Source organism: Mycolicibacterium sp. XJ870 (assembly GCF_053483975.1).
Map to the genome: position 1 here is coordinate 539,537 of NZ_JBEFTI010000002.1, position 22,904 is coordinate 562,440.

Annotated in this window: 22 protein-coding genes and 2 tRNA genes; 15 read left to right on the forward strand and 9 right to left on the reverse strand. The window is 64.6% G+C overall.

The genetic code is table 11. The features are described 5' to 3' along the window. Position 1 precedes the first annotated feature (1 nt). From rsmG to rpmH, 6 genes are read right to left on the reverse strand one after another with little or no spacing between them, the layout of a single operon-like run. Positions 2-709 (reverse strand): 16S rRNA (guanine(527)-N(7))-methyltransferase RsmG, encoded by a 708-nt coding sequence (rsmG, locus tag ABQF30_RS14100; RefSeq protein ID WP_448464630.1) that lies wholly within the window; start codon positions 707-709, stop codon positions 2-4. A 60-nt stretch (positions 710-769) separates the two neighbouring features. Next, complete coding sequence (locus tag ABQF30_RS14105; protein ID WP_448464632.1) at positions 770-1,312, reverse strand: Jag family protein; 543 nt, start codon at positions 1,310-1,312, stop codon at positions 770-772. A 36-nt stretch (positions 1,313-1,348) separates the two neighbouring features. Continuing rightward, positions 1,349-2,443: a membrane protein insertase YidC gene (gene yidC, locus ABQF30_RS14110; protein WP_448464634.1), complete on the reverse strand. Its 1,095-nt coding sequence runs from the start codon at positions 2,441-2,443 to the stop codon at positions 1,349-1,351. Continuing rightward, the gene (gene yidD, locus ABQF30_RS14115; RefSeq protein ID WP_448464636.1) at positions 2,436-2,750 is read right to left on the reverse strand and encodes a membrane protein insertion efficiency factor YidD; all 315 of its coding nucleotides are present in this window, start codon (positions 2,748-2,750) and stop codon (positions 2,436-2,438) included. The genes yidC and yidD overlap by 8 nt, the downstream gene beginning before the upstream one ends. Next, positions 2,747-3,103 (reverse strand): ribonuclease P protein component, encoded by a 357-nt coding sequence (gene rnpA, locus ABQF30_RS14120; RefSeq protein ID WP_448464638.1) that lies wholly within the window; start codon positions 3,101-3,103, stop codon positions 2,747-2,749. Before rnpA ends, yidD begins: the two co-directional genes overlap by 4 nt. 31 nt (positions 3,104-3,134) lie before the next feature. Beyond that, complete coding sequence (gene rpmH, locus ABQF30_RS14125) at positions 3,135-3,278, reverse strand: 50S ribosomal protein L34 (RefSeq protein WP_003898363.1); 144 nt, start codon at positions 3,276-3,278, stop codon at positions 3,135-3,137. Positions 3,279-3,780: 502 nt separating this feature from the next. Here rpmH and dnaA point away from each other — a divergent pair. The 13 genes from dnaA (at position 3,781) to ABQF30_RS14190 (ending at position 20,078) form a co-directional block, all read left to right on the forward strand. Then, positions 3,781-5,280 carry a chromosomal replication initiator protein DnaA gene (gene dnaA / locus ABQF30_RS14130; protein WP_448464984.1) on the forward strand — a complete coding sequence of 500 codons (1,500 nt, stop codon included), beginning with the start codon at positions 3,781-3,783 and terminating at the stop codon, positions 5,278-5,280. Between the two features lie 499 nt (positions 5,281-5,779). Continuing rightward, on the forward strand, positions 5,780-6,973 hold the full coding sequence (gene dnaN, locus ABQF30_RS14135; protein WP_448464641.1) for a DNA polymerase III subunit beta: 1,194 nt from the start codon (positions 5,780-5,782) through the stop codon (positions 6,971-6,973). Further along, entirely contained in the window at positions 6,970-7,893 is a 924-nt protein-coding gene (gene gnd, locus ABQF30_RS14140) for a phosphogluconate dehydrogenase (NAD(+)-dependent, decarboxylating) (protein ID WP_448464986.1), read from the forward strand. The genes dnaN and gnd overlap by 4 nt, the downstream gene beginning before the upstream one ends. A gap of 40 nt (positions 7,894-7,933) precedes the next feature. Continuing rightward, positions 7,934-9,088: a DNA replication/repair protein RecF gene (gene recF, locus ABQF30_RS14145; RefSeq protein WP_448464643.1), complete on the forward strand. Its 1,155-nt coding sequence runs from the start codon at positions 7,934-7,936 to the stop codon at positions 9,086-9,088. Continuing rightward, complete coding sequence (locus ABQF30_RS14150; RefSeq protein WP_448464645.1) at positions 9,085-9,654, forward strand: DUF721 family protein; 570 nt, start codon at positions 9,085-9,087, stop codon at positions 9,652-9,654. The genes recF and ABQF30_RS14150 overlap by 4 nt, the downstream gene beginning before the upstream one ends. A 219-nt stretch (positions 9,655-9,873) precedes the next feature. After that, entirely contained in the window at positions 9,874-11,901 is a 2,028-nt protein-coding gene (gyrB, locus tag ABQF30_RS14155; protein WP_448464646.1) for a DNA topoisomerase (ATP-hydrolyzing) subunit B, read from the forward strand. 38 nt (positions 11,902-11,939) lie between these two features. Further along, the gene (gyrA, locus tag ABQF30_RS14160; protein WP_448464648.1) at positions 11,940-15,005 is read left to right on the forward strand and encodes an intein-containing DNA gyrase subunit A; all 3,066 of its coding nucleotides are present in this window, start codon (positions 11,940-11,942) and stop codon (positions 15,003-15,005) included. Between the two features lie 52 nt (positions 15,006-15,057). Further along, positions 15,058-15,918 (forward strand): DUF3566 domain-containing protein, encoded by an 861-nt coding sequence (locus ABQF30_RS14165; RefSeq protein ID WP_448464650.1) that lies wholly within the window; start codon positions 15,058-15,060, stop codon positions 15,916-15,918. An 80-nt stretch (positions 15,919-15,998) separates the two neighbouring features. Beyond that, positions 15,999-16,072: transfer RNA gene (locus ABQF30_RS14170), tRNA-Ile, on the forward strand. A 160-nt stretch (positions 16,073-16,232) separates the two neighbouring features. Beyond that, positions 16,233-16,305, forward strand: a tRNA-Ala gene (locus ABQF30_RS14175). Between the two features lie 311 nt (positions 16,306-16,616). Further along, on the forward strand, positions 16,617-18,731 hold the full coding sequence (locus tag ABQF30_RS14180) for a hypothetical protein (RefSeq protein WP_448464652.1): 2,115 nt from the start codon (positions 16,617-16,619) through the stop codon (positions 18,729-18,731). A 109-nt stretch (positions 18,732-18,840) separates the two neighbouring features. Beyond that, positions 18,841-19,305, forward strand: coding sequence for an SRPBCC family protein (locus ABQF30_RS14185; protein WP_448464654.1), 465 nt, complete (start codon positions 18,841-18,843; stop codon positions 19,303-19,305). A 170-nt stretch (positions 19,306-19,475) separates the two neighbouring features. Next, entirely contained in the window at positions 19,476-20,078 is a 603-nt protein-coding gene (locus tag ABQF30_RS14190; protein WP_448464656.1) for an Rv0361 family membrane protein, read from the forward strand. A 2-nt stretch (positions 20,079-20,080) separates the two neighbouring features. Here the strand turns inward: ABQF30_RS14190 and cwsA are convergent, their stop codons facing one another. Next, positions 20,081-20,476: a cell wall synthesis protein CwsA gene (gene cwsA / locus ABQF30_RS14195; protein WP_448464658.1), complete on the reverse strand. Its 396-nt coding sequence runs from the start codon at positions 20,474-20,476 to the stop codon at positions 20,081-20,083. A 103-nt stretch (positions 20,477-20,579) separates the two neighbouring features. Between cwsA and ABQF30_RS14200 the strand changes: the two genes are divergently transcribed. After that, complete coding sequence (locus ABQF30_RS14200; RefSeq protein ID WP_448464660.1) at positions 20,580-21,125, forward strand: peptidylprolyl isomerase; 546 nt, start codon at positions 20,580-20,582, stop codon at positions 21,123-21,125. Positions 21,126-21,200: 75 nt separating this feature from the next. Here ABQF30_RS14200 and ABQF30_RS14205 read toward each other — a convergent pair whose 3' ends face one another. Both ABQF30_RS14205 and crgA read right to left on the reverse strand, forming a co-directional pair. Further along, positions 21,201-21,608 (reverse strand): PH domain-containing protein, encoded by a 408-nt coding sequence (locus ABQF30_RS14205; protein ID WP_448464662.1) that lies wholly within the window; start codon positions 21,606-21,608, stop codon positions 21,201-21,203. Positions 21,609-21,763: 155 nt separating this feature from the next. Next, positions 21,764-22,048, reverse strand: a complete 285-nt coding sequence (crgA, locus tag ABQF30_RS14210) for a cell division protein CrgA (RefSeq protein WP_448464664.1) — start codon at positions 22,046-22,048, stop codon at positions 21,764-21,766. 94 nt (positions 22,049-22,142) lie between these two features. Here crgA and ABQF30_RS14215 point away from each other — a divergent pair, with 94 nt between their 5' ends. Further along, positions 22,143-22,892 carry a DUF881 domain-containing protein gene (locus ABQF30_RS14215; RefSeq protein ID WP_448464666.1) on the forward strand — a complete coding sequence of 250 codons (750 nt, stop codon included), beginning with the start codon at positions 22,143-22,145 and terminating at the stop codon, positions 22,890-22,892. Positions 22,893-22,904 lie beyond the last annotated feature (12 nt).

Sequence of the window (22,904 nt, forward strand, 5' to 3'; positions counted from 1 at the left end):
GTCATCTCCTGCTCGTTCTCCCCCGCGGGCCGGCTTTGGCCGCCGGCCCTTCGCGCCCCCGTTTCGTCGATCCGCGCCGCGCGGCGACGACGGTTACGGGTGGGTTCAAATAGTTCGCGCCACATCTCACTACCCTGGCATCCACTGCCCCGAGCGATGCCATCACACGCCGGAACTCTTCAATCTCTGCTTCGGCTCGCTCCCCTTTGATGGCAAGCATCCGACCGTTCTCTCGCAGCAGCGGCATACTCCATCGCGTCAACTTGTCCAGTGAGGCAACGGCACGCGATGTCACCACGTCCGACTCCCCCGCTTGTTCACGTACCGCCGCATCTTCTGCCCGACCCCGAACGACGTCGATGTCGAGTTCGAGTTCGTCGACCACTGCACGCAGGAACTCACTTCGCCGAAGAAGCGGTTCGACCAACGTGACGCGGACATCCGGTCGGGCCAACGCCAACGGTATCCCGGGCAGTCCCGCACCACTACCGATATCCGCGACTCGTTCGCCCGCGCTCAGGAGTTCACCGAGCGCGGAGCTATTAAGGATGTGTCTTTCCCAAAGGCGGTCGACTTCGCGCGGACCCAGAAGACCCCACTCGACGCCTGCGCCGGCGAGGATCGCCGCATAGCGTTCGGCCGTCCCAAGTCGGTCCCCGAGGACCAGAAAAGCGGCCTCCGGTGCCGCGGGGACTGGGCCATGTTTCACGTGAAACATCCTCCGCACTCCCGCGGCAACCGTGGCCGCTGATGAACTACACCGTTGTAACTAGCCAAGCAGAACGACGACGCGGCGCGACGGCTCAACGCCCTCGCTCTCGCTGCGTACACCCTCGACCGCCGACACTGCGTCGTGCACGATCTTGCGTTCGAACGGTGTCATGGGCGCGAGCTCCTCACGCTCTCCGGACTCCAGGACACGGTGGGCAACCTTGTCGCCCAGCGCCGCCAGCTCGTCCCGACGACGCCGACGCCACCGCGCGATGTCGAGCATCAACCGGCTACGCTCCCCGGTCTTCTGATGCACGGCCAGCCGAGTCAGTTCCTGAAGGGCATCGAGCACCTCGCCCTTGCGACCGACCAACTTGTTCAGGTCACCGCCGCCGTCGATGCTCACCACTGCACGGTCTCCCTCGACGTCGAGATCGATGTCTCCGTCGAAGTCCAGCAGGTCCAGAAGTTCCTCGAGGTAGTCGCCGGCGATCTCGCCTTCGGCGACCAACCGCTCCTCCAGGTCCTCGACCTTCGTCACCGGCTCGGCGGTTTCCTCGCTCAGCTCGGCGTCCGACTCGGTCGTCTGTGCGTCCGTCATATTCGTCATCTCCCTACTTTTGCCAGTCGGAACTGGTCAACGTTTCCGCTTCTTGGGCCGCGCCCCCGGCTTCGGTGTGCGGCTTACGCCGGACGTGCCCGTCGCGCCAGACGAACCCGTCGCGCTTGATTGACCGTCGGTCGGCTCTTCCACCGCGTCGACCGCGTCCACCGCGTCGGTGGCATCAGCGCCGGCGGCAGCAGCCTCGGCTTCGGCCTTGCGCGCCCGCTTCGGCTTGGCGCCGGGGGCCGGAGCATTGGCCGCCCGCCGTTCCAGCGCCTCGACCTTCTTGGCTTCCTCTTCCTTCTCGATCTTGCCGAACACGTAGTGCTGCTGACCGAAGGTCCAGATGTTGTTGGCCAACCAGTACATGAGCACGGCCAGCGGAAGGAACGGTCCGCCCACTACGACGCCCAGCGGGAAGACGTAGAGCGCGAGCTTGTTCATCATCGCGGTCTGCGGATTTGCCGCCGCTTCTGGACTCTGTCGCGCGACCGACGCCCGGCTGTTGAAGTACGTCGCGATGCCGGCCAGGATCATGATCGGCACGCCGACGATGATCACCGACAGTCGGTTGAAGTCCGTGAAGGCCTCCAGCCCATGCTGCTGAATCATCGTGGCGCCCAGCGGAGCACCGAACAGATTCGCATCCAGGAAGTGCCCGACGTCTGACGCGCTGAAGACGTAGTTGGGCAGGCTCTTGTTCTCCTCCACCGACAAACCCAGCCGGCCGATGCCGGTCTGCGTCCGGTTGAAGGACATCAGCACGTGATACAGACCGAGGAAAACCGGGACCTGGGCCAGCATCGGCAGACAGCCCAGGATCGGATTGAAGCCGTGCTCGCGCTGCAGCTTCTGCATCTCCAGCGCCATCCGCTGACGGTCTTTGCCGTACTTCTTCTGCAGCGCCTTGATCTGCGGCTGCAGTTCCTGCATCTGCCGAGTCGTGCGGATCTGCTTCACGAAGGGCTTGTACAGAATCGCGCGCAACGTGAACACCAGGAACATCACCGACAGTGCCCAGGTGAAGAAGTTGTCGGGGCCCAGAAGGAAGCCGAACGCCTTGTACCAGACCCACATGATCGCCGACACCGGGTAATAGATGATGTCGAGGCTGAACCAATTAAACACGCAACTTGCTCCTGACAAGGTCGGCGGAAGCTGTCTCACCGGAGACATCGGACTCATGGGTGTGCGTGCAGCGCTCCGGTATGGGGTCCCATCCTCCCCGATGCCACGGGCCGCACTTCAGCAGTCGCACCGTGGCCAGCCAGCCGCCTCGCAGCAAGCCGTATTCGGTGAGTGCGTCCACCGCGTACTGACTGCACGTCGGCATGAATCGACACGTCGGCAGGCGCAGCGGGGAGATGGTGTGGCGGTAGAGCTGAATCAGGAAGATCACACCGCGGGCAGCGCCCGCGCCCGCGCGCCTGATCATGGAGAGGTCCCGCGCCGCGAGGCAACTCGCTCGAGGGCCTGACGCAACTGCTGCTCCAACCGCGGGGACACGGCGTGGCCGCTGCCCGGACGGGCGCGGATCACCACCAGGTCGGCCGGATCGAGCCGAGGCAGAATTGTGCGGGCGGCGTGGCGAAGGCGGCGTGACACCCGATGGCGTACGACGGCGTTCCCGACGGACTTGGACACGATCAACCCGATCCGCGGGCCACTCTGATCCGCACCGTCGCGGTAAGCGTGTACGACAACGTCTGGTTGCACTGCACGCACACCACGACTGACGGTGGCACTGAACTCCGCGGACCGCCTCATCCGGTATCGAGCCGGAAGCACCAGCGTCAAATCCTGCCGGAAAGCCGAAGTATCACGCAGTGAGCGCGCGACGGCCCTTGCTACGCCGGTTGGCGACGATGGCGCGACCGGCGCGCGTACGCATCCGCAGCCGGAACCCATGCACCCGCGCACGGCGGCGGTTGTTGGGCTGGAAGGTCCGCTTGCCCTTGGCCACGGCAATTTCTCCTTGTTTCGTCTGGCGCCCGCGTCTCACCCACACCGTTGTGTCGGCAAGGACGCGATTGCCCTCAATAAGCTAGGTCGTCGTGCTTTACTAACCGGCGCGGTCTCCAGGCAAGCCCAGTTCGCAGCCGTATCGCCACGTGCGGGCGACTGGTCAAGGTTACTGACGAGATTTCCCTGGGTCAAACCTCGCCCCAGCTCACAATTTCAGGTGCCCTCGGATGTTGCAGAACTGTTGGCACTTCGAGAGAAAACTGTTAGCTTCTGGCAATGCCGTTCCGCGCCTGGAGCGGCCCAGGACAATGAAACGAGGACGTCGCCCAGCCGCCCACCGCGCAGCACGTGACGAGTCCCGGCCGACGCCCTCGCTACAGACAACAGAGCGACGACGACTGTCCTTTCTCCACAAGCTGTGGATAAATATGTGGACAGCTCGTCATCGTTCTTTTGGTCGTCCCTAGGTCGGCCCCAGCACCTCAAAGGGGGTAACAGTCATTACAGCTGACCCCGACCCTCCTTTCGTCGCCGTCTGGAACAGCGTCGTTGCCGAACTCAACGGCGACCGTGACGGCAACCACCAGGGCGACCCTTCCGTCCCGACCCTCACCCCCCAGCAAAGGGCGTGGCTCAAGCTCGTCAAACCGCTGGTGATCGCCGAGGGGTTTGCTCTGCTGTCGGTTCCCACGCCGTTCGTACAGAACGAGATCGAACGCCATCTGCGCGAGCCCATCGTCGCGGCCCTGAGCCGTAAGCTCGGCCAGCGGGTCGAGCTCGGGGTGCGGATCGCCACACCGCCCGACGAACCCGAAGACGCCGGCGCGGACATTCCGGCCGAGTCGACTCCCCCGCCATCCGACGGCGACGAGATCGACGACGACCGCGCCGCCAAGGTCAGCGCCCAGGAGAGTTGGCCGACCTACTTCAGCAGTCCCCAGCAGGACCTCGCGGCCACCGATGGCAACGCCGTCAACCTCAACCGCCGATACACCTTCGACACGTTCGTCATCGGCGCGTCCAACCGCTTCGCCCATGCCGCCACCCTGGCCATCGCCGAGGCGCCGGCCCGTGCGTACAACCCGTTGTTCATCTGGGGTGAGTCCGGTCTGGGCAAGACGCATCTGCTCCATGCCGCCGGGAACTACGCCCAACGGCTGTTTCCGGGCATGCGGGTGAAGTACGTCTCCACCGAGGAATTCACCAACGACTTCATCAACTCGCTGCGCGACGATCGCAAGGCGTCGTTCAAGCGCAGCTACCGCGACATCGACATCCTGCTCGTCGACGACATCCAGTTCATCGAAGGCAAAGAAGGTATCCAGGAAGAGTTCTTCCACACCTTCAACACACTGCACAACGCGAACAAGCAGATCGTCATCTCCTCGGACCGCCCGCCCAAGCAGCTGGCCACCCTCGAGGACCGACTGCGCACCCGCTTCGAGTGGGGCCTGATCACCGACGTCCAGCCACCCGAGCTGGAAACCCGTATCGCGATCCTGCGCAAGAAGGCGCAGATGGACCGCCTAGACGTTCCCGATGACGTGCTCGAGCTCATCGCCAGCAGCATCGAACGCAACATCCGTGAGCTCGAGGGCGCGCTGATCCGCGTCACCGCATTCGCGTCGCTCAACAAGACCCGCATCGACAAGTCACTGGCCGAAGTGGTGCTGCGCGACCTGATCGCCGACGCGACCACCATGCAGATCAGCACCGCAGCCATCATGGCGGCCACGGCCGAGTACTTCGAGACCACCGTCGAGGAACTCCGCGGCCCGGGCAAGACCCGCGCGCTGGCCCAGTCCCGCCAGATCGCCATGTACCTATGCCGCGAGCTCACCGATCTCTCCCTGCCCAAGATCGGGCAGGCGTTCGGCCGCGATCACACCACGGTCATGTATGCGGAGAAGAAGATCCGGGGCGAAATGGCCGAGCGCCGTGAGGTCTTCGATCACGTCAAGGAACTCACGACGCGGATCCGTCAGCGCGCCAAGCGCTGAAACGCCCACTTCCGTCTCACATCGTGGTCACGCGGCAGTGTTCCGCGAAACATTTTCGAACAACTTCCGTCCCATCGGCGTCTGCTGCCACACCCAATCGCTGTGGACAGCGCTGTGCACAACCTGCGCGCAAACCACAGGATGATTGTCATCTCCATCCACACCGCCGCAACTGTCCACACCCTGCACCCGTCAAGTGCCGCGCTCTCCACAGTCGACACACATTGCGACACACCTGCCGTACTGGGCGAACGACACTTCATCCCCAGATTCCACAGCACCTATTACTGTTACTTGAATATCTCCCTAGTTCTCTCTTTAGAAGAAGCACCTGGGGAACATCCCGCCCGCACCACACGCGGCCGGCCCGTCGGAGGCTGATGTCAGCCCGATCGATTAGCTTTCAAGTTGGTGCGGAAAGCTCTACGGTGGTTCATCGACGGCGCTTACCACGCTGGTTAAAGCTCATTGCGGGGATTATCGAAGGGGCGCATAGGACGTGGCGACGACGACGGCTGGGCTGACCGACTTGAAGTTTCGCGTCGTGCGCGAAGACTTCGCGGACGCGGTGGCCTGGGTGGCCCGTAATCTCCCGACCCGGCCGACCATCCCGGTGCTGGCCGGCGTGCTGCTGACCGGAACCGATGACGGCCTGACGATCTCCGGATTCGACTACGAAGTTTCCGCCGAGGTCCAGGTCGGTGCTGAAATCGCTTCTGCGGGAAGCGTTTTGGTGTCTGGCCGGCTGCTCTCCGACATCACCAAGGCGTTGCCCGCCAAACCGGTGGAAGTCAGTGTCGACGGCACTCGAGTGGCGCTGACCTGCGGAAGTGCCCGGTTCTCCCTGCCCACGCTGCCCGTCGAGGACTACCCCGCGCTCCCGACCCTGCCGGACGAAACCGGGGTCGTGTCCTCCGATCTGTTCGGCGAGGCGATCGGCCAGGTGGCCGTTGCCGCCGGCCGCGACGACACACTCCCGATGCTGACCGGCATCCGGGTCGAGATCTCCGGCGAATCGGTGGTGTTGGCCGCCACCGACCGGTTCCGGCTTGCCGTGCGCGAACTCACGTGGGCCACCAGCACCGCAGATGTCGAGGCCGCGGTGTTGGTACCCGCCAAGACACTGGCCGAGGCCGCCAAGGCCGGCACCGACGGCACACAGGTCCATCTGGCGCTGGGGTCGGGTACCGCCGTCGGCAAGGACGGTCTGCTCGGCATCCGCAGCGACGGCAAGCGCAGCACCACCCGGCTGCTGGATGCGGAGTTCCCCAAGTTCCGTCAGTTGCTGCCCAACGAGCACACCGCGATCGCCACCATCGCGGTCGCCGAGCTGACCGAGGCCATCAAGCGTGTTGCGCTGGTCGCCGACCGCGGTGCCCAGATTCGGATGGAGTTCAACGAGGACGTGCTGCGGTTGTCCGCCGGTGCCGACGACGTGGGCCGCGCCGAGGAGGACCTGCCGGTGGAGTTCGCAGGCGAACCGCTGACAATCGCGTTCAATCCGACCTATCTGACCGACGGATTGGGTTCGTTGCATTCGGAGCGGGTGACATTCGGCTTCACGACACCGAGCCGTCCCGCGGTGTTGCGCCCGGCAGGCGAGGATGATGGCACGGGAGGCGGTTCGGGTCCGTTCCCGGCCGCACAAACCGATTACGTCTATCTGTTGATGCCGGTGCGGCTTCCGGGCTGACCGGCCCGTCGAGAGAGAGCGCACACATGCAACTGGGGTTGGTCGGCCTGGGCAAGATGGGCTTCAACATGCGGGAGCGTCTGCGTGAAACCGGCCACGAAGTCATCGGCTATGACCCCCGTCCGGAAGTCAGCGATGTGCCGACCTTGACGGAGCTGGCCGCGGCGTTGACGGCACCTCGGGTGGTGTGGGTGATGGTGCCCTCCGGGACGATCACCCACGACACGATTCTGCAGCTGTCCGAGGTGCTCAGCGAGGGCGATCTGGTGATCGACGGCGGCAACTCGAGATACACCGAGGACGGTATTCACGCAAAGTTGTTGACCGCCAAGGGTATCGCCTTCATCGACGCCGGAGTGTCCGGTGGCGTGTGGGGTTTGACCGAGGGTTACGGCCTGATGGTCGGCGGCAGTGATGCAGATGTGGCCAGGGCGATGCCGATCTTCGACGCGCTGCGGCCGCCGGGCGAACTTGCCGATGGTTTCGTCCATGCCGGACCGGTCGGTGCCGGCCACTACGCCAAGATGGTGCACAACGGCGTCGAGTACGGGCTAATGCACGCCTACGCCGAAGGTTACGAACTGCTGGCCGCCGAAGAGCTCATCGCCAATCCGCAGGCAGTGATCCAGGCGTGGAGTAATGGCACCGTGGTGCGGTCCTGGTTACAGGAACTGTTGGCCAAGGCCCTCAAGGAGGATCCCGGATTCACCGATATCAGCGGCTACACCGAGGATTCCGGTGAGGGTCGGTGGACGGTGGAAGAGGCTATCGCCCACCGGGTCCCGATGCCGGTGATCGCTGCCTCGTTGTTCGCGCGGTTCGCCTCGAGGCAGGACGACTCCCCCACAATGAAGGCGGTCTCGGCGTTGCGTAATCAGTTCGGTGGGCACGCCGTCAAGAGGATCAGCGAGTCCGGGTGATCCGGCGGGGCAGGAGCGTAGCGACTCAGGGGGTATGTACGTGTACGTCCGTCACCTGGCGCTGACCGACTTCCGCTCCTGGGCCCACGTCGACCTGGACCTGGAGCCCGGCCGGACGGTGTTCGTCGGACCGAACGGGTTTGGTAAGACGAATCTTGTTGAAGCACTGTGGTATTCGTCGACGCTCGGGTCACACCGGGTGGCCTCCGATGCACCCCTGATCCGGGCCGGTGCCGAACGGACGATCGTCTCGACGATCGTGGTGAACGAGGGCCGCGAACTCGCGGTGGACCTCGAGATCACCAGTGGGCGGGCCAACAAGGCCCGGTTGAACCGGTCCCCGGTGCGCAGCGCCCGCGAGATCCTTGGGGTGTTGCGTGCGGTGCTGTTCAGTCCGGAGGATCTGGCCCTGGTGCGCGGAGACCCGGGTGAGCGGCGTCGGTATCTCGACGAACTCGCGACTACCCGCCGCCCGTCGATCGCGGGGGTCAGGGCCGACTATGACAAGGTGCTGCGACAGCGCACTGCACTGTTGAAAACCGCTGCAGGAGCACGATATCGGGGAGACCGCAGCGTGCTGGACACCCTCGAGGTGTGGGACGGTCACCTAGCTGCGCACGGTGCGGCGTTGATCGCGTCGCGGGTGAACCTCGTCGAGCAACTGCACCCCGAGGTTGAGAAGGCCTACCAACTTCTGGCGCCCGGATCGCGGCCCGCGGCCATCCGGTACCGCAGCAGCGTCGAGGCCATCGAGAATGCTGCCGGAGGCGAATCGGTGGAGTTCTACGAAGCCGCATTGCTCGACGCGTTGGCCCGGCGCCGCGATGCCGAGCTCGAGCGTGGCGTCTGCCTGGTCGGTCCACATCGCGACGATCTGGAACTTCGGCTCGGAGATCAACCCGCGAAAGGCTTTGCCAGCCATGGCGAATCGTGGTCGATGGCGCTGGCGTTGCGACTCGCGGCCTATGAATTGCTACGCTCAGACGGTGTCGAGCCGGTGCTGTTGCTCGACGACGTTTTCGCCGAGTTGGACACCGCGCGCCGGAGGGCCTTGGCGGCCGTGGCCGGCGCCGCCGAGCAGGTATTGGTGACCGCCGCGGTGCCCGAGGACATTCCGGAGGACTGGGACGCCCGCCAGATCGAGATCCGGATGACCGACGACGATGCCGGGCGGGTCTCGGTGGTGCAGGTATGACGGACGAGGACCGGCAAGACGACGCAGTGCCGGGAATTCCGGACCACCTGGCCGGATTGCGTGGCATGGATCTGGTGCGGCGCACGCTCGAGGAGGCTCGAGGCGCGGCACGCAGCCAGGGAAAGGACGTCGGCCGGGGCCGTAACGCGCCGGTGCGTCGGGTCGCCGGTTCCCGCCGGCGCCGGACGTGGTCCGGACCGGGCCCCGACACTCGCGATCCGCAATTGCTGGGGTCGGCAACCCAGGACCTGGCCAAATCGCGGGGCTGGTCGTCGCGCGTCGCCGAAGGATCGGTGTTCGGTCAGTGGAACACGGTCGTCGGCGAGCAGATCGCCGAGCATGCCAACCCGACGGCCCTGCACGAGGGTGTGCTGACAGTCTCGGCCGAATCGACGGCGTGGGCCACGCAACTGCGCATGGTGCAGGCTCAACTGCTGGCCAAAATTGCCGCTGCGGTCGGTGACGGCGTGGTCACGTCGCTGAAAATCACCGGTCCGGTGGGACCGTCCTGGCGTAAGGGGCGCTATCACATCGCCGGCCGCGGCCCGCGGGACACATACGGCTAGGTCAATATCAGTCTGGGCTCAGAGCGCCGAGGCGCTCAGCAAGAATGTTCTTAAGCGTCCTCCCGCACCTGTGGCCGAGAAATTCCGCGCACGGCGCAATCAGATAGGCAGAAACGCGGCTACAGAATCGGTCCTGTCGGGATGTGACGGTAGACTGATCGATGGATCTCAGGCGGTATCTGTACCGCCTCCCGCGAACCCCAAGGAGACGCGTCCAACGTGGCTGCCCAGAAGAAGAGTGCTCCCAAGGAGTACGGCGCCGATGCAATCACAATTCTAGAGGGGCTCGAGGCGGTCCGGAAACGTCCGGGCATGTATATCGGTTCCACTGGTGAGCGAGGTCTGCACCACCTGATCTGGGAAGTTGTCGACAACGCCGTCGATGAGGCGATGGCCGGCTATGCCACCAGCGTCGCCGTCAAGATCCACGGCGACGGCAGTGTCGAGGTCACTGACGACGGCCGTGGTATCCCGGTGGCCATGCACGCCACCGGCGTACCGACCATCGACGTCGTCATGACGCAGTTGCACGCGGGCGGCAAGTTCGACGGCGAATCGTATGCGGTGTCCGGTGGTCTCCACGGCGTGGGCGTCTCGGTGGTCAATGCTCTATCGACCCGGCTCGAGGCCACCGTGCTGCGCGACGGCAGTGAGTGGTTCCAGTACTACGACCGCTCGGTCCCGGGCACCCTCAAACAGGGCGGCGCCACCAAGAAGACCGGCACCACCATCCGGTTCTGGGCCGACCCCGACATCTTCGAAACCACTGACTACAACTTCGAGACCGTCGCGCGACGGCTTCAGGAGATGGCGTTCCTCAACAAGGGCCTGACCATCGAACTGACCGACGAGCGCGTCACGGCCGAGGAGGTCGTCGATGACGTCGTCAGCGACACTGCCGAAGCCCCCAAGAGCGCTGACGAGACGGCGGCCGAAGCAAGAGGCCCGCACAAGGTCAAGCACCGCACCTTCCACTACCCCGGCGGCCTGGTCGACTACGTGAAGCACATCAACCGAACCAAGACGCCGATCCAGCAGAGCATCATCGACTTCTCCGGCAAGGGCACGGGTCATGAGGTCGAGATCGCGATGCAGTGGAACGCCGGGTATTCGGAGTCGGTGCATACGTTCGCCAACACGATCAATACTCACGAGGGCGGTACGCACGAAGAGGGTTTCCGCACGGCGTTGACGAGCGTGGTGAACAAGTACGCCAAGGACAAGAAACTTCTCAAGGAGAAGGATCCCAATCTCACCGGTGATGACATCCGCGAGGGTCTCGCCGCGGTCATCTCGGTGAAAGTGGCTGAGCCACAGTTCGAAGGCCAGACCAAGACGAAACTCGGTAACACCGAAGTGAAGTCCTTCGTGCAGAGGATCTGCAACGAGCAGTTGCAGCATTGGTTCGAGGCCAACCCCGCCGAGGCCAAAACCGTTTTGAACAAGGCGGTTTCGTCGGCGCAAGCGCGGATCGCGGCGCGTAAGGCCCGCGAGCTGGTGCGCCGCAAGAGTGCCACCGACATCGGCGGTCTTCCGGGCAAGCTCGCCGACTGCCGGTCCACGGATCCGAGCAAATCCGAACTGTATGTCGTGGAGGGTGATTCGGCCGGCGGCTCGGCCAAGAGTGGCCGGGACTCCATGTTCCAGGCAATTCTTCCGTTGCGCGGCAAGATCATCAACGTCGAGAAGGCGCGGATCGACCGCGTGCTGAAGAACACCGAAGTCCAGGCGATCATCACCGCGCTGGGCACCGGTATCCACGACGAGTTCGACATCGCCAAACTGCGCTATCACAAGATCGTGTTGATGGCCGACGCCGATGTCGACGGTCAGCACATCTCGACGCTGCTGCTGACGCTGCTGTTCCGCTTCATGAAGCCGCTCATCGAGAATGGCCACGTCTTCCTCGCCCAACCGCCGCTGTACAAGCTGAAATGGCAGCGGACAGAACCGGAGTTCGCATACTCCGATCGCGAGCGGGACGGACTGCTGGAGACCGGCCGAGCCGCCGGTAAGCGGATCAACACCGAGGACGGCATCCAGCGCTACAAGGGTCTCGGTGAAATGGACGCAAAAGAACTGTGGGAGACCACGATGGACCCGTCGGTCCGGGTGTTGCGCCAGATCACCCTGGACGACGCCGCGGCAGCCGACGAACTGTTCTCCATCCTGATGGGAGAGGACGTCGAGGCACGTCGCAGCTTCATCACCCGCAACGCCAAAGATGTTCGCTTCCTGGATGTTTAAGACGCCGAGACTGCTGGTTCTAGCAACCCGAGGATTACATGACTGACACCACATTGCCGCCCGGCGGCGAAGCCGGCGACCGCATCGAACCCGTTGACATCCAACAGGAGATGCAGCGCAGCTACATCGACTACGCGATGAGCGTGATCGTGGGCCGCGCCCTTCCGGAGGTCCGCGACGGCCTCAAGCCCGTGCACCGCCGCGTGCTCTACGCGATGTTCGACTCCGGGTTCCGCCCAGACCGCGGACACGCGAAGTCGGCCCGCTCGGTTGCCGAGACCATGGGTAACTATCACCCGCACGGTGATTCGTCGATCTACGACACCCTGGTCCGCATGGCCCAACCGTGGTCATTGCGCTATCCGTTGGTCGACGGGCAGGGCAACTTCGGTTCGCCGGGTAACGACCCGCCGGCGGCGATGAGGTACTGCATTACCGGTGATGCGCTGGTGGCACTGCCTGAGGGCAAGTCGGTACGTATCGGCGACATCGTCCCTGATGCCCGGCCGAACTCCGACAACGTCGTCGACCTGAAAGTCGTTGGTCGTCATGGGACTCCGGTCATTGCCGATCGCCTGTTCCACTCGGGTGAGCATCAGACCTACACGGTGCGCACCGTCGAAGGCTACAAAGTCACGGGCACGGCGAACCATCCCCTGCTCTGCCTCGTAGACCTGGGCGGCGTGCCGACGCTCTTGTGGAAGCTGATCGAGGAGATCCGCCCGGGCGATGTCGCAGTGATGCGCGCCGAGACTACGGTTCCTGACGAAAATTGTCAGAAATCCGTCATACAACGCAGTCTCGACGAATTCCTGAAGCTGCATGGCGACGATCCCGACGCAGAAGCCATCGCGACTGAGCTGACTGACGGCCGGTTCTACTATGCGCGTGTCACGTCGGTGACCGACGCTGGTGTGCAACCCGTGTACAGCCTGCGGGTCGACACCGAAGACCACGCGTTCATCACGAACGGATTCGTCAGTCATAACACCGAGGCACGCCTCACTCCGCTCGCGATGGAGATGTTGCGCGAAATCGACGAGGAAACAGTCGATTTCATTCCGAACTACGACGGGCGCGTACAGGAGCCGACGGTCCTTCCCAGCCGGTTCCCCAACCTGCTCGCCAACGGGTCCGGCGGCATCGCGGTCGGTATGGCGACAAACATCCCGCCGCACAACCTCAACGAACTCGCCGAGGCCGTCTACTGGTGCCTCGAGAACTACGAGGCCGACGAGGAGGCGACGCTCGCCGCGGTCTGTGAGCGGGTCAAGGGTCCCGACTTCCCGACGCACGGCTTGATCGTTGGCTCGCAAGGCATTACGGACGCATACACCACGGGCCGCGGCTCGATCCGGATGCGTGGTGTGGTGGAGATCGAGGAGGATTCGCGTGGCCGAACCTCCATCGTCATCACCGAGTTGCCGTATCAGGTCAACCACGACAACTTCATCACGTCGATCGCAGAGCAGGTCCGCGACGGCAAGATGGCCGGCATCTCGAACATCGAGGACCAGTCCAGCGACCGGGTCGGTCTGCGGATCGTCGTGGAGATCAAGCGCGACGCTGTGGCGAAGGTCGTGCTGAACAACCTCTACAAGCACACCCAGCTGCAGACGAGCTTCGGCGCCAACATGCTGTCGATCGTCGACGGGGTGCCGCGCACACTGCGGCTCGACCAGATGATCCGCTACTACGTCGCACATCAGCTCGACGTGATCATCCGCCGGACCACCTACCGGTTGCGCAAAGCCAATGAGCGGGCCCACATCCTGCGCGGTCTGGTCAAGGCGCTCGACGCGCTCGACGAGGTCATCGCGTTGATCCGCGCTTCGGAAACCGTCGACATCGCCAGGGCGGGCCTGATCGAGCTGCTCGACATCGACGACATCCAGGCACAGGCGATCCTCGACATGCAGCTGCGTCGCCTGGCCGCCCTGGAACGTCAGCGCATCGTCGACGACCTGGCCAAGATCGAGGCGGAGATCGCCGACCTCGAGGACATCCTGGCCAAGCCGGAGCGGCAGCGCGCCATCGTCCGCGATGAGCTCAAGGAGATCGTCGAGAAGTACGGCGACGCCCGTCGCACCCGGATCATCCCGGCCGACGGCGACGTGGCCGACGAAGACCTGATTGCCCGCGAAGAAGTTGTCGTCACGATCACGGAGACGGGCTACGCCAAGCGCACCAAGTCCGACCTGTACCGCAGCCAGAAGCGTGGCGGTAAGGGTGTCCAGGGTGCCGGGCTCAAGCAGGACGACATCGTCAACCACTTCTTCGTGTGCTCGACGCACGACTGGATCCTGTTTTTCACCACGCAGGGCCGGGTGTACCGGGCCAAGGCCTACGACCTGCCTGAGGCGTCCCGGATCGCGCGCGGCCAGCATGTCGCGAATCTCCTGGCCTTCCAGCCGGAGGAGCGCATCGCCCAGGTCATCCAGCTCAAGACCTACGAAGATGCGCCGTACCTGGTGCTGGCGACCCGCAACGGACTGGTGAAGAAGTCCAGGCTGGTCGACTTCGATTCGAACCGGTCCGGCGGCATCGTCGCGGTGAATCTGCGTGACGGTGACGAACTAGTCGGCGCGGTGCTGTGCTCGGCGGAGGACGATCTGCTGCTGGTATCGGCGAAGGGCCAATCGATCCGCTTCTCGGCAACCGACGAGGCGCTGCGGCCGATGGGCCGGGCGACCTCGGGTGTGCAGGGCATGCGGTTCAACGAAGAAGACCGCCTGCTCTCCCTCAACGTGGTGCAAGAGGGTACGTATCTGCTGGTCGCGACGTCCGGCGGGTACGCAAAGCGCACCGCGATCGAGGAGTACACCGTTCAGGGTCGCGGCGGTAAAGGCATCCTTACGATCCAGTACGACCGCAAACGTGGCACTCTGGTCGGAGCGCTGATCGTCGACGATGACACCGAGCTCTATGCCATCACGTCCGGCGGCGGCGTCATCCGAACTCGGGCACGTCAGGTGCGCAAGGCCGGGCGTCAGACCAAGGGTGTGCGCTTGATGAACCTGGGTGAGGGCGACACACTGATTGCCATTGCGCGTAACGCCGAGGAGGACCCGGATGCGGAAGGCGCCGAGTCGGACGAGTCGTGACGCAGCCGTCGAGGTCCGCCGGGGTCCTCGGCCCGAGCTAAGGAGCTGTTAGGTGAGTTCACCGAACGAGTCGGGATTCCCGCGCGCGGGCGACCGGCCGGGCAGCAACAACGGCTCAGCGGCCGGGGGCGACGGCGGTGCCGTCGGCAGCACGGCGTCGCGGGCAACCGGTCACATCACCGATTCGGGTGAGGTGCCACCGTGGCAACGCGGTCCGGCCCGTACTGCGCAGCAGCCGCCCGCGGAGTCCCGCGGCGAGGGCAGCCGGCCCTCCCCCGGTGCCGATGCTCGGCCGCAGCGTTTCACTTCGGGAGCAGAGGCCGCCGAACCCGACCAGCCGCCGCGGCCGGCGCCGCGCAGTGAGCCCCGCAACGAGACCCGCACGGAGACCGTGCGGCCCGAGGCGTATGCGAGCGAGTTGCCTGATCTGTCCGGCCCGGTGCCGCGGCCGCCGCAGCGCAAACCGACCGACACCGCGGCGGCGCGTGCGTCGTCGACGCCAACCACCCGCATCCAGGTCGCGAACCGGCCCCAGTCGGCAGCTGCGGGCCCAGTGCGGGCCAGCATGCAGATCCGCCGGGTCGACCCGTGGACGGTGCTCAAGGTGTCGCTGGTGTTGTCGGTGTGTTTGTTCTTCGTGTGGATGATCGCGGTGGCGTTCCTGTACGTCGTACTGGGCGGCATGGGTGTGTGGAGCAAGCTCAACAGCAATGTCGGCGACCTGTTGACCAGCGCGAGCGGCAGTACCGGCGGTGAGCTCGTCTCCAGCGGCACCATCTTCGGTGGGGCCGCACTGGTCGGCTTGGTGAACATCGTGGTGCTGAGTGCGTTGGCCACGGTTGGGGCGTTCATCTACAACCTCACCACTGATCTGGTGGGCGGTGTCGAGGTGACGTTGGCCGACCGAGATTGATGGTCAGCCCACCGATGTTGTTGATTTGGGTAGCTGACCACCGGTGAGGTAATCTCGTCGCTCGGTCGTTCCCCAATTTCGGGCCTATAGCTCAGGTGGTTAGAGCGCTTCGCTGATAACGAAGAGGTCGGAGGTTCGAGTCCTCCTAGGCCCACGAAGCCGGCAATGCCGGCCCTGCTGGAACCGACCACCGGAGGTGCACCGTGCGAGTGGTGTTACTACTGGCGGCGGCGGCCGTGGCGGTGATCGTGTGGCGGTCACGACATGGCGAGGAAGTTTGGCATGAGGCGGCCTAGCCGCCTTCATCCATTCAAGGGGCCTTAGCTCAGTTGGTAGAGCGCTGCCTTTGCAAGGCAGATGTCAGGAGTTCGAATCTCCTAGGCTCCACAAGTTACACATTGCAAGAGCGGTCCCGGCGTTCGCCAGGGGCCGCTCTTGTCGTTCTACAGCCGCAGCGGTTCCTCGACCCCGTCCGAGCGCCGGATTCCAGTTGATCACTGGTGCTTGACGATTCCGCCATGCGCCGTTCATCCGCGCGATGGGGTGTAACGCCGTTCGCTGTGACACCGTTGTTTTCGTGCAAGGTAAACTTTCCACACAAGGGAAATCACTTAGGGCCGGGCGTGAGGGCCCGCCTTGATCCTGAAGAAACCGTGTCCCACGCCGAGCTGCCGTGTGTCAAAGCTGTTGTGAGGCTGATGGAACAGTGCGATCCGACGCTGCCGGTGATGGGACAGTTGGCGGCCCGAATCTGGATGTTCGCTAACGCTGGTTTGCTGCGCCGGGTCACGGTCCTTCCCCTGATGGTCAACGTTGTGCTGGCGGTGCTCTCGATCGCATTTCCAGCCAATGCACACGCTGTGCCCGCGCTATGGGAGACGTCTGGCTCCGGCGTCCTCGGGATGCTGTCGGTGACCGACTCCTACGGCGTCTCGCTGTGGAAGTACCGGATGTCGACCGACATGGGGAATCCATTCAACTTGGGCAACACCATGTTTGGTGGCCAACTGCGCATCATCGCCTCAGTGTTCGTCGTGATCGGCGGGTTCGCGATCTGGCTTCTCATGTATGTCCTCAGTTTCGGGTTTCTGCGGGATCTGGTTCTTCCCGTGGCAGAAGGCCTACAGACCTATGCCGAGCAGATTCTTCCCGGAATCGCTGTGATCGCGGCGCTGGTCACGGCAATGGTCATTGCGCTCAACATCATTCGCGGCGATGCGCCCAAAGCTGTCGGCCAAGGAGCGGCCGCGTTGATGGTCGCGGTACTCGCCGGGGTGATCGCCTATACGCCTATCACCTGGACGATCTCCGACGATGGTCCGCTCGTGCAGGGGCGCGACCTCGCGATCGCCGCCGTCACGAACTCCTCGGTGAGCTCCGGCCACGCCGGAGACACCTTGGCCGAACTGGAGGCAGTTCTGGCGACCAACCTCGTCCGTCGGCCCTTGCAGGCGTGGAACTTCGGCGCCGTCGTCGATGACACACCGTCCTGCGCCGCAGCGTGGAGCGCCGGCGTCAACTCCGGCGACGCCGACCGGATCAAAGACGGCGTCGAAGATTGCGGTGCCCCTAACTCGCATGCGATGAAGCACAGCGCCGACAATCCCGAGGCTGGCCAGATCGGTGCCGGGTTCCTGCTCATCGTCTTCGTCAGCATCTTCCTCTTGTACGCCACCATCACCGCGTTCCGGATCGTCGCGGAGTTCTTTCGCGCCGTCGTCAGCGCCTGCAAACTGCTCTGGGGTCTCGCCGTGGGGTTCATCCCTGGGCCCGCCCAGCGCAGTGTCTATACCTCGGCAGTGGAACTCGGGTACTCCGCGATGGCGATGTTCGGCTATGTCGCCATCACCGTGTTCGTCGGCGAGATGTTCACGATCATCTTCCGGCAACAAGGCAACATCATGGTGTCCACGGTGTCATCCGTGATCTTGATGATCGTCGCCCTCGGCATGCTGCTGAAGCTCGGTCGCAACAGGCGTTCGACGAGTGCGTCGATTACCGACAGCATCCTCGACGGTCTCAGTCCGGACAAGGCGCCCGGTGGTGGGCTGGGGGGCGCTCCGTCCAGCATCCCGGAGAGACGCGCGATGCCCAACATGACAACACCGGATGCCGGTGCCTTCACCAATTTCGCCTACAACTTGCCACCCCCCAGCTTTGCGACCGGCGCAGCCATCTCGTACGGCCTCCACGTGGCTGGAGAAACGGTGGGGCGCCGAGCTCCCGGCCTTGGGTCAGGGCTGCAGAGAATCACCGCGTTCTTGCCGTCCGGTCCGGGACGATCTGTGGAGAAGGGACTGGAGCGAGGCGAAAGGCTCCACGAGGCGGCGGCCAAAGCGAAGAAGGCTGCGGAGGCACCGAATTCCGGGAGGGGTCCCGGTCAGCCCCCACTGCCGGGGAATGGAGCGCCTTGGCCCGCACGCCCCTCTCCGCCACCGATACCGGGGGGATCGCCAGGCATCCGGCCGCCGACGGAGGTGACGCCTGCGTCTTCGTGGCCGCGGCTGCGGCCGGAAGATCCCAACCTAGACGCGAATCCTCCTCTGCCAGAGAGGAACAGCGCCGTCCGGACCGGACCTGATTCGTCCGGTGGAGGGCCACGTCGAACGGAAGATCGAACCCCGCCTGTCCTGTCCCCTCCGCCGCGAGCGGGGTCACCGCAGCCCAGCGGTGCTCCGACCACGCCGCCGCCGTCACCGTTCGATCGACCGCTCACGCCGCCACAGAACCAGGAGGAAGCCAACCCACAGCAGGCTCGACAAGCAGATCCCCGGACTGCGCCGAATCGCCCTATGCCGTCTCAGCGATCGTGAGCTTGGGACCGGGAACTACTGCTGGGATTTGAGGAGCAGTGGCCGGCGAGGGTATCCGAATACATAACCCGTCGAGCGGCATGGTGACTGAACCGGGTAGAACTACACCGTGACTCAGCTTGAGTTCTCCGACTCGATACACGTGGGCCTCCCTCCGGAAGAGCTCTATTCGATCGTCTCCGACGTCACCCGCACGGGCGAGTGGAGTCCGGTGTGCCGGGAATGTTGGTGGGACGAGGGCGCCGGGCCGCATGTGGGCGCATGGTTCACCGGCCGCAACGTCACACCGGAACGCGAGTGGGAGACCCGCAGCCAGGTGGTGGCTGCCGAGCCCGGCCGTGAGTTCGTCTGGGAAGTCAACAACGGTTGGGTGCGCTGGGGTTTCACTTTGGAGCCCGAAGCCGGGGGCACTCGCCTGACGGAGTCGTGGAACTTCTTGGAGCCCGGAATCGCGGGTTTCCACGAACGGTTCCGCGAGCAGGCCGATGCGCAGATCGCTGCACGCAGCGAAGCGGCCCTCAGTGGTATCCCCGCGACCCTGGCCGCGATCAAGGCGGTCGCCGAAGCGGCGTAGCGGGTTTCGGCTCGCGAAACCGACGCAGTGGCGGAATCCGTTGTGCCGCAGCGACCATTGCGTTGGTTTGGAAGTACCTCTACGGCATCGCCGGGGTAAGCTGCCGCTGTCCGTGGACGGCTGGCCGGAGACCTTCCGCCTCGGGGTGCACAGATGGGGGAACTCTTGTGATGCGTGTGTTCATCGTGGGTCTGGCCGTTGCGGCGCTCGCCGGTTGCGGTTCGGAGAGCACGTCGGCGGCGCCGTCGAGTCCGGCCACCAGTTCAGCGGTGGTGGCGAGCGACGAACAACAGATCCGTGACCTGATCGACCAGGAAGAAGCTGTGATGGCCGGCTTCGACTTCGGCAGGATGGCCGAGCTCACCTGTGTGGAGTACCGCGATGACGTCACAAAGCTGCCGGACACCATGTTTCCGCCGATCACCGAGGCCGGGACTCGCGAGGAGTTGGCCGCCAAGCCTGCCGACGTGCTGACCGACGCGCTCAAACAGCAGTACCCCGCTGCATCGGATGCCACCATCGGCGAGCTGGTCGATGCGTTGATCCGGTATGACGAACCGGCTTACAAGGCGGCGAACCTTGACGTTCTTCGGCAGACGACGACGGTGACGATCGACACGGTCGAGAACATCAAGGTCACCGGCGACACCGCGACCGCCGATCTCACCACGACGTGGAAATCAGGCGACGCGCAGCCGACCACAGAGACGCAGTCCAACCGGTTCCTCAAGGAGGACGGTCAGTGGCTGGACTGCGAAGAGCCGTCGCAGTAGCGCTACGGCTTGGGCGTGACTTCCACGCTCGGGGGCAGCGGTGACGGCGGCTCGGGGCGGCTGGAGCGTCGCACCATCGAGAACGCCACCGCTCCCCCGGCCAGGACGACAGCGGCCGCCGCGGCGATGAGCAGTGGGCGGCGGCGCCGCTTGGGTGGCTCGGCGGCGGTGTGCAGGACTTCGGGCAGTGCGGCGACCGCTTCGGCAGCGGCGGCCAACTGGCGGCGCAGCTTGCCGGACTGGTAGCGCCGACGTAGTCCGGTTGCGGTGGCCTGCGCGGTGTCCAGCCCCAGGCCGACGACGCCGCGCGTGATGTCCACTGGTCCGACGGCGGTGTATTTCAGGCCGCGGGAAAGTCGTTGACTGGGGGCCAACCGGGCATCGGCGTTCACGGTCATCTCGCACCTTTCTGGGCCATGGGTGGGACTGCCAGTCCAGCCTGCCATCTCTGTCACCGTCACGGGCGCAACTGACGGGTGCCGGTGGCCGCGCGAGAGCGGGATGGCACACTGGCTTCCCGTGACGAGCCCCATTCAGACCGCGACAGCGACCCTGCACACGAACCGCGGCGACATCAAGATCGCACTGTTCGGAAACCACGCTCCCAAGACCGTGGCCAACTTCGTCGGCTTGGCGCAGGGCACCAAGGACTACAGCACCGAGAACGCGTCGGGTAGCACGTCCGGCCCGTTCTACGACGGGGCGGTCTTCCACCGCGTCATCGACGGCTTCATGATCCAGGGTGGCGACCCGACCGGTACCGGTCGCGGCGGCCCGGGCTACCAGTTCGCCGACGAGTTCCACCCGGAACTCCAGTTCGACAAGCCCTACCTGCTGGCGATGGCCAACGCGGGCCCGGGCACCAATGGTTCTCAGTTCTTCATCACTGTCGGCAAGACCCCGCACCTGACTCGCAAGCACACCATCTTCGGTGAGGTTGTCGATCCGGAGTCGCAGAAGGTCGTCGACGCCATCGCGACCACCGCCACCGATCGTGGCGACCGGCCGACCGAGCCCGTCGTGATCGAGTCGGTCACCGTGTCTTAATTTGCGGTCAGCCCCACACACGTAACACGCGACGTCCCCGTCAGCGGGGACGTCGCGTCGTGTGTGCGGGCGTTGTCAGTAGCCGGCCGCGGTGAGGGCGTCCAGGACGTTCAACGGGTCGGTCCCGAGATCCCATCGGGTGAAAACCACCAACCGGTCATCGACGGTGTCGATTTCCAGTAAGCGCACCTTCCGGGCGATCCGGCGGAACTCAGTGATTCGGACAGCGCGGATGTCGCTGCGCTGAAGTGTCCGGGTGCGCCACCAGCCGGCGACGGTGAGACAGTCTCCACGAATTGCCAGTTTTGGCCGTGCCCGCCAAGAGAACGTTGCAAACGTGAGCAGGCCCACGGCGGCAATGCCGGCAAGAACACGTCCGGGTGGATCTGTGATCAGCGTCACAGCCGCGATAGCCATCATAAGTCCGGCTATGCCGCAACCTGCGATTCCTGCTGTCGATGGGCTCCACTGTGTTTGCTGCACGCGTTCTTCACACCCTTTTACCGCTGCTAATGAAGTTATCCACAGGTGCTATCCCCAATGGGGATGAATCACATCGATGTGATTGAGCGCGCGCGACGTTGCTAAACCGGCGACCTTCAGAACGTAAGATGAATTCATTAGGGTCTCGTTTCAGCTCAGCGCCAGCGCATCGTGAGCAACAGACCGGTGATCATGAAAGCAAAGGCGATGGCGTAGTTCCACGGGCCCAGATCGGCCATCCACTGAAGCCATGTCGGGGTGTCGACGGGGTTGGTCGCAGCCAGCTGGAACACCAGCAGCCAAATGAGGCCGAAGAGCATGAGGCCGATGAACAGGGCCACGAACCAGACGCTGGACGGTCCGGCCTTCACCTTGACCGGTGTCCGGCTCACCGGCTTGATGGTGAAGTCGTTCTTTTTGCGGACTTTGGACTTGGGCATGGGTACCTTCGCGGACAGTCGGCGTCACACGGTGCGACGATGAAGCAGGATGCTTCACGAGCCTAACGTAGCTGTACGTCCGGAAGAGGAGCCGATGGACCAGGCCAATCGATCCAGGTGGCGCTTCGGCGTGCCGGTGGTGTGCCTGCTCGCCGGCCTTCTGCTGGCCGCCACGCACGGCGTCTCCGGCGGTGATGAGATTCGCCGGAGCGACGCACCTCGGCTCGTCGACCTGGTCCGCGAGTCCCAGCAGTCGGTCGACCGGCTGACCACGCACCGCGATTCGCTGTCGACGCAGATCGACAGCCATCACGGCGGCTCCCCCAGCTCCCACGCAGCACTCACCGCCATCACCGAACGCAGCGCGCAGTTGGCCGTTGAGGCCGGCATGGAGCCGATGCGCGGTCCTGGCCTTGTCGTCACCCTCAACGACGCTCAGCGCGACGCTGAGGGCCGTTTCCCGCGCGACGCCTCGCCCGACGACCTTGTGGTGCACCAGCAGGACATCCAGGCGGTCCTGACCGCCCTGTGGAGCGCCGGCGCGGAGGGCATCCAGATGCAGGATCAGCGCATCATCGCCACCTCGGCACCCCGTTGCGTGGGCAACACGCTGCTGCTCAACGGCCGCACCTACAGCCCGCCCTACGTCGTCACCGCGATCGGCGACGCGGCGGCCATGCAGTCGGCCCTCGCCGCGTCACCGCTGGTCACTCTCTACAAGCAATATGTGGTCAGGTTCGGGTTGGGTTACCTCGAGGAGCCGCGCGCTCAGGTCGAACTCGTCGGGCACACCGAGCCGGTCCGGATGCGCTATGCGAAACCCGCGGGCCCACTCGGCTATTGAGCCGGTAACCTG

Excerpts from the sequence above, each read along its gene's own strand:
- yidD (WP_448464636.1), bottom strand. The coding sequence starts at position 2,750 with ATGATCAGGCGCGCGGGCGCGGGCGCTGCCCGCGGTGTGATCTTCCTG.
- ABQF30_RS14105 (WP_448464632.1), bottom strand. The coding sequence starts at position 1,312 with ATGACGGACGCACAGACGACCGAGTCGGACGCCGAGCTGAGCGAGGAA.
- crgA (WP_448464664.1), bottom strand. The coding sequence starts at position 22,048 with ATGCCCAAGTCCAAAGTCCGCAAAAAGAACGACTTCACCATCAAGCCG.
- gyrA (WP_448464648.1), top strand. The coding sequence starts at position 11,940 with ATGACTGACACCACATTGCCGCCCGGCGGCGAAGCCGGCGACCGCATC.
- ABQF30_RS14200 (WP_448464660.1), top strand. The coding sequence starts at position 20,580 with ATGGCACACTGGCTTCCCGTGACGAGCCCCATTCAGACCGCGACAGCG.
- ABQF30_RS14190 (WP_448464656.1), top strand. The coding sequence starts at position 19,476 with ATGCGTGTGTTCATCGTGGGTCTGGCCGTTGCGGCGCTCGCCGGTTGC.
- cwsA (WP_448464658.1), bottom strand. The coding sequence starts at position 20,476 with ATGACCGTGAACGCCGATGCCCGGTTGGCCCCCAGTCAACGACTTTCC.
- ABQF30_RS14215 (WP_448464666.1), top strand. The coding sequence starts at position 22,143 with ATGGACCAGGCCAATCGATCCAGGTGGCGCTTCGGCGTGCCGGTGGTG.
- ABQF30_RS14150 (WP_448464645.1), top strand. The coding sequence starts at position 9,085 with ATGACGGACGAGGACCGGCAAGACGACGCAGTGCCGGGAATTCCGGAC.
- ABQF30_RS14180 (WP_448464652.1), top strand. The coding sequence starts at position 16,617 with ATGGAACAGTGCGATCCGACGCTGCCGGTGATGGGACAGTTGGCGGCC.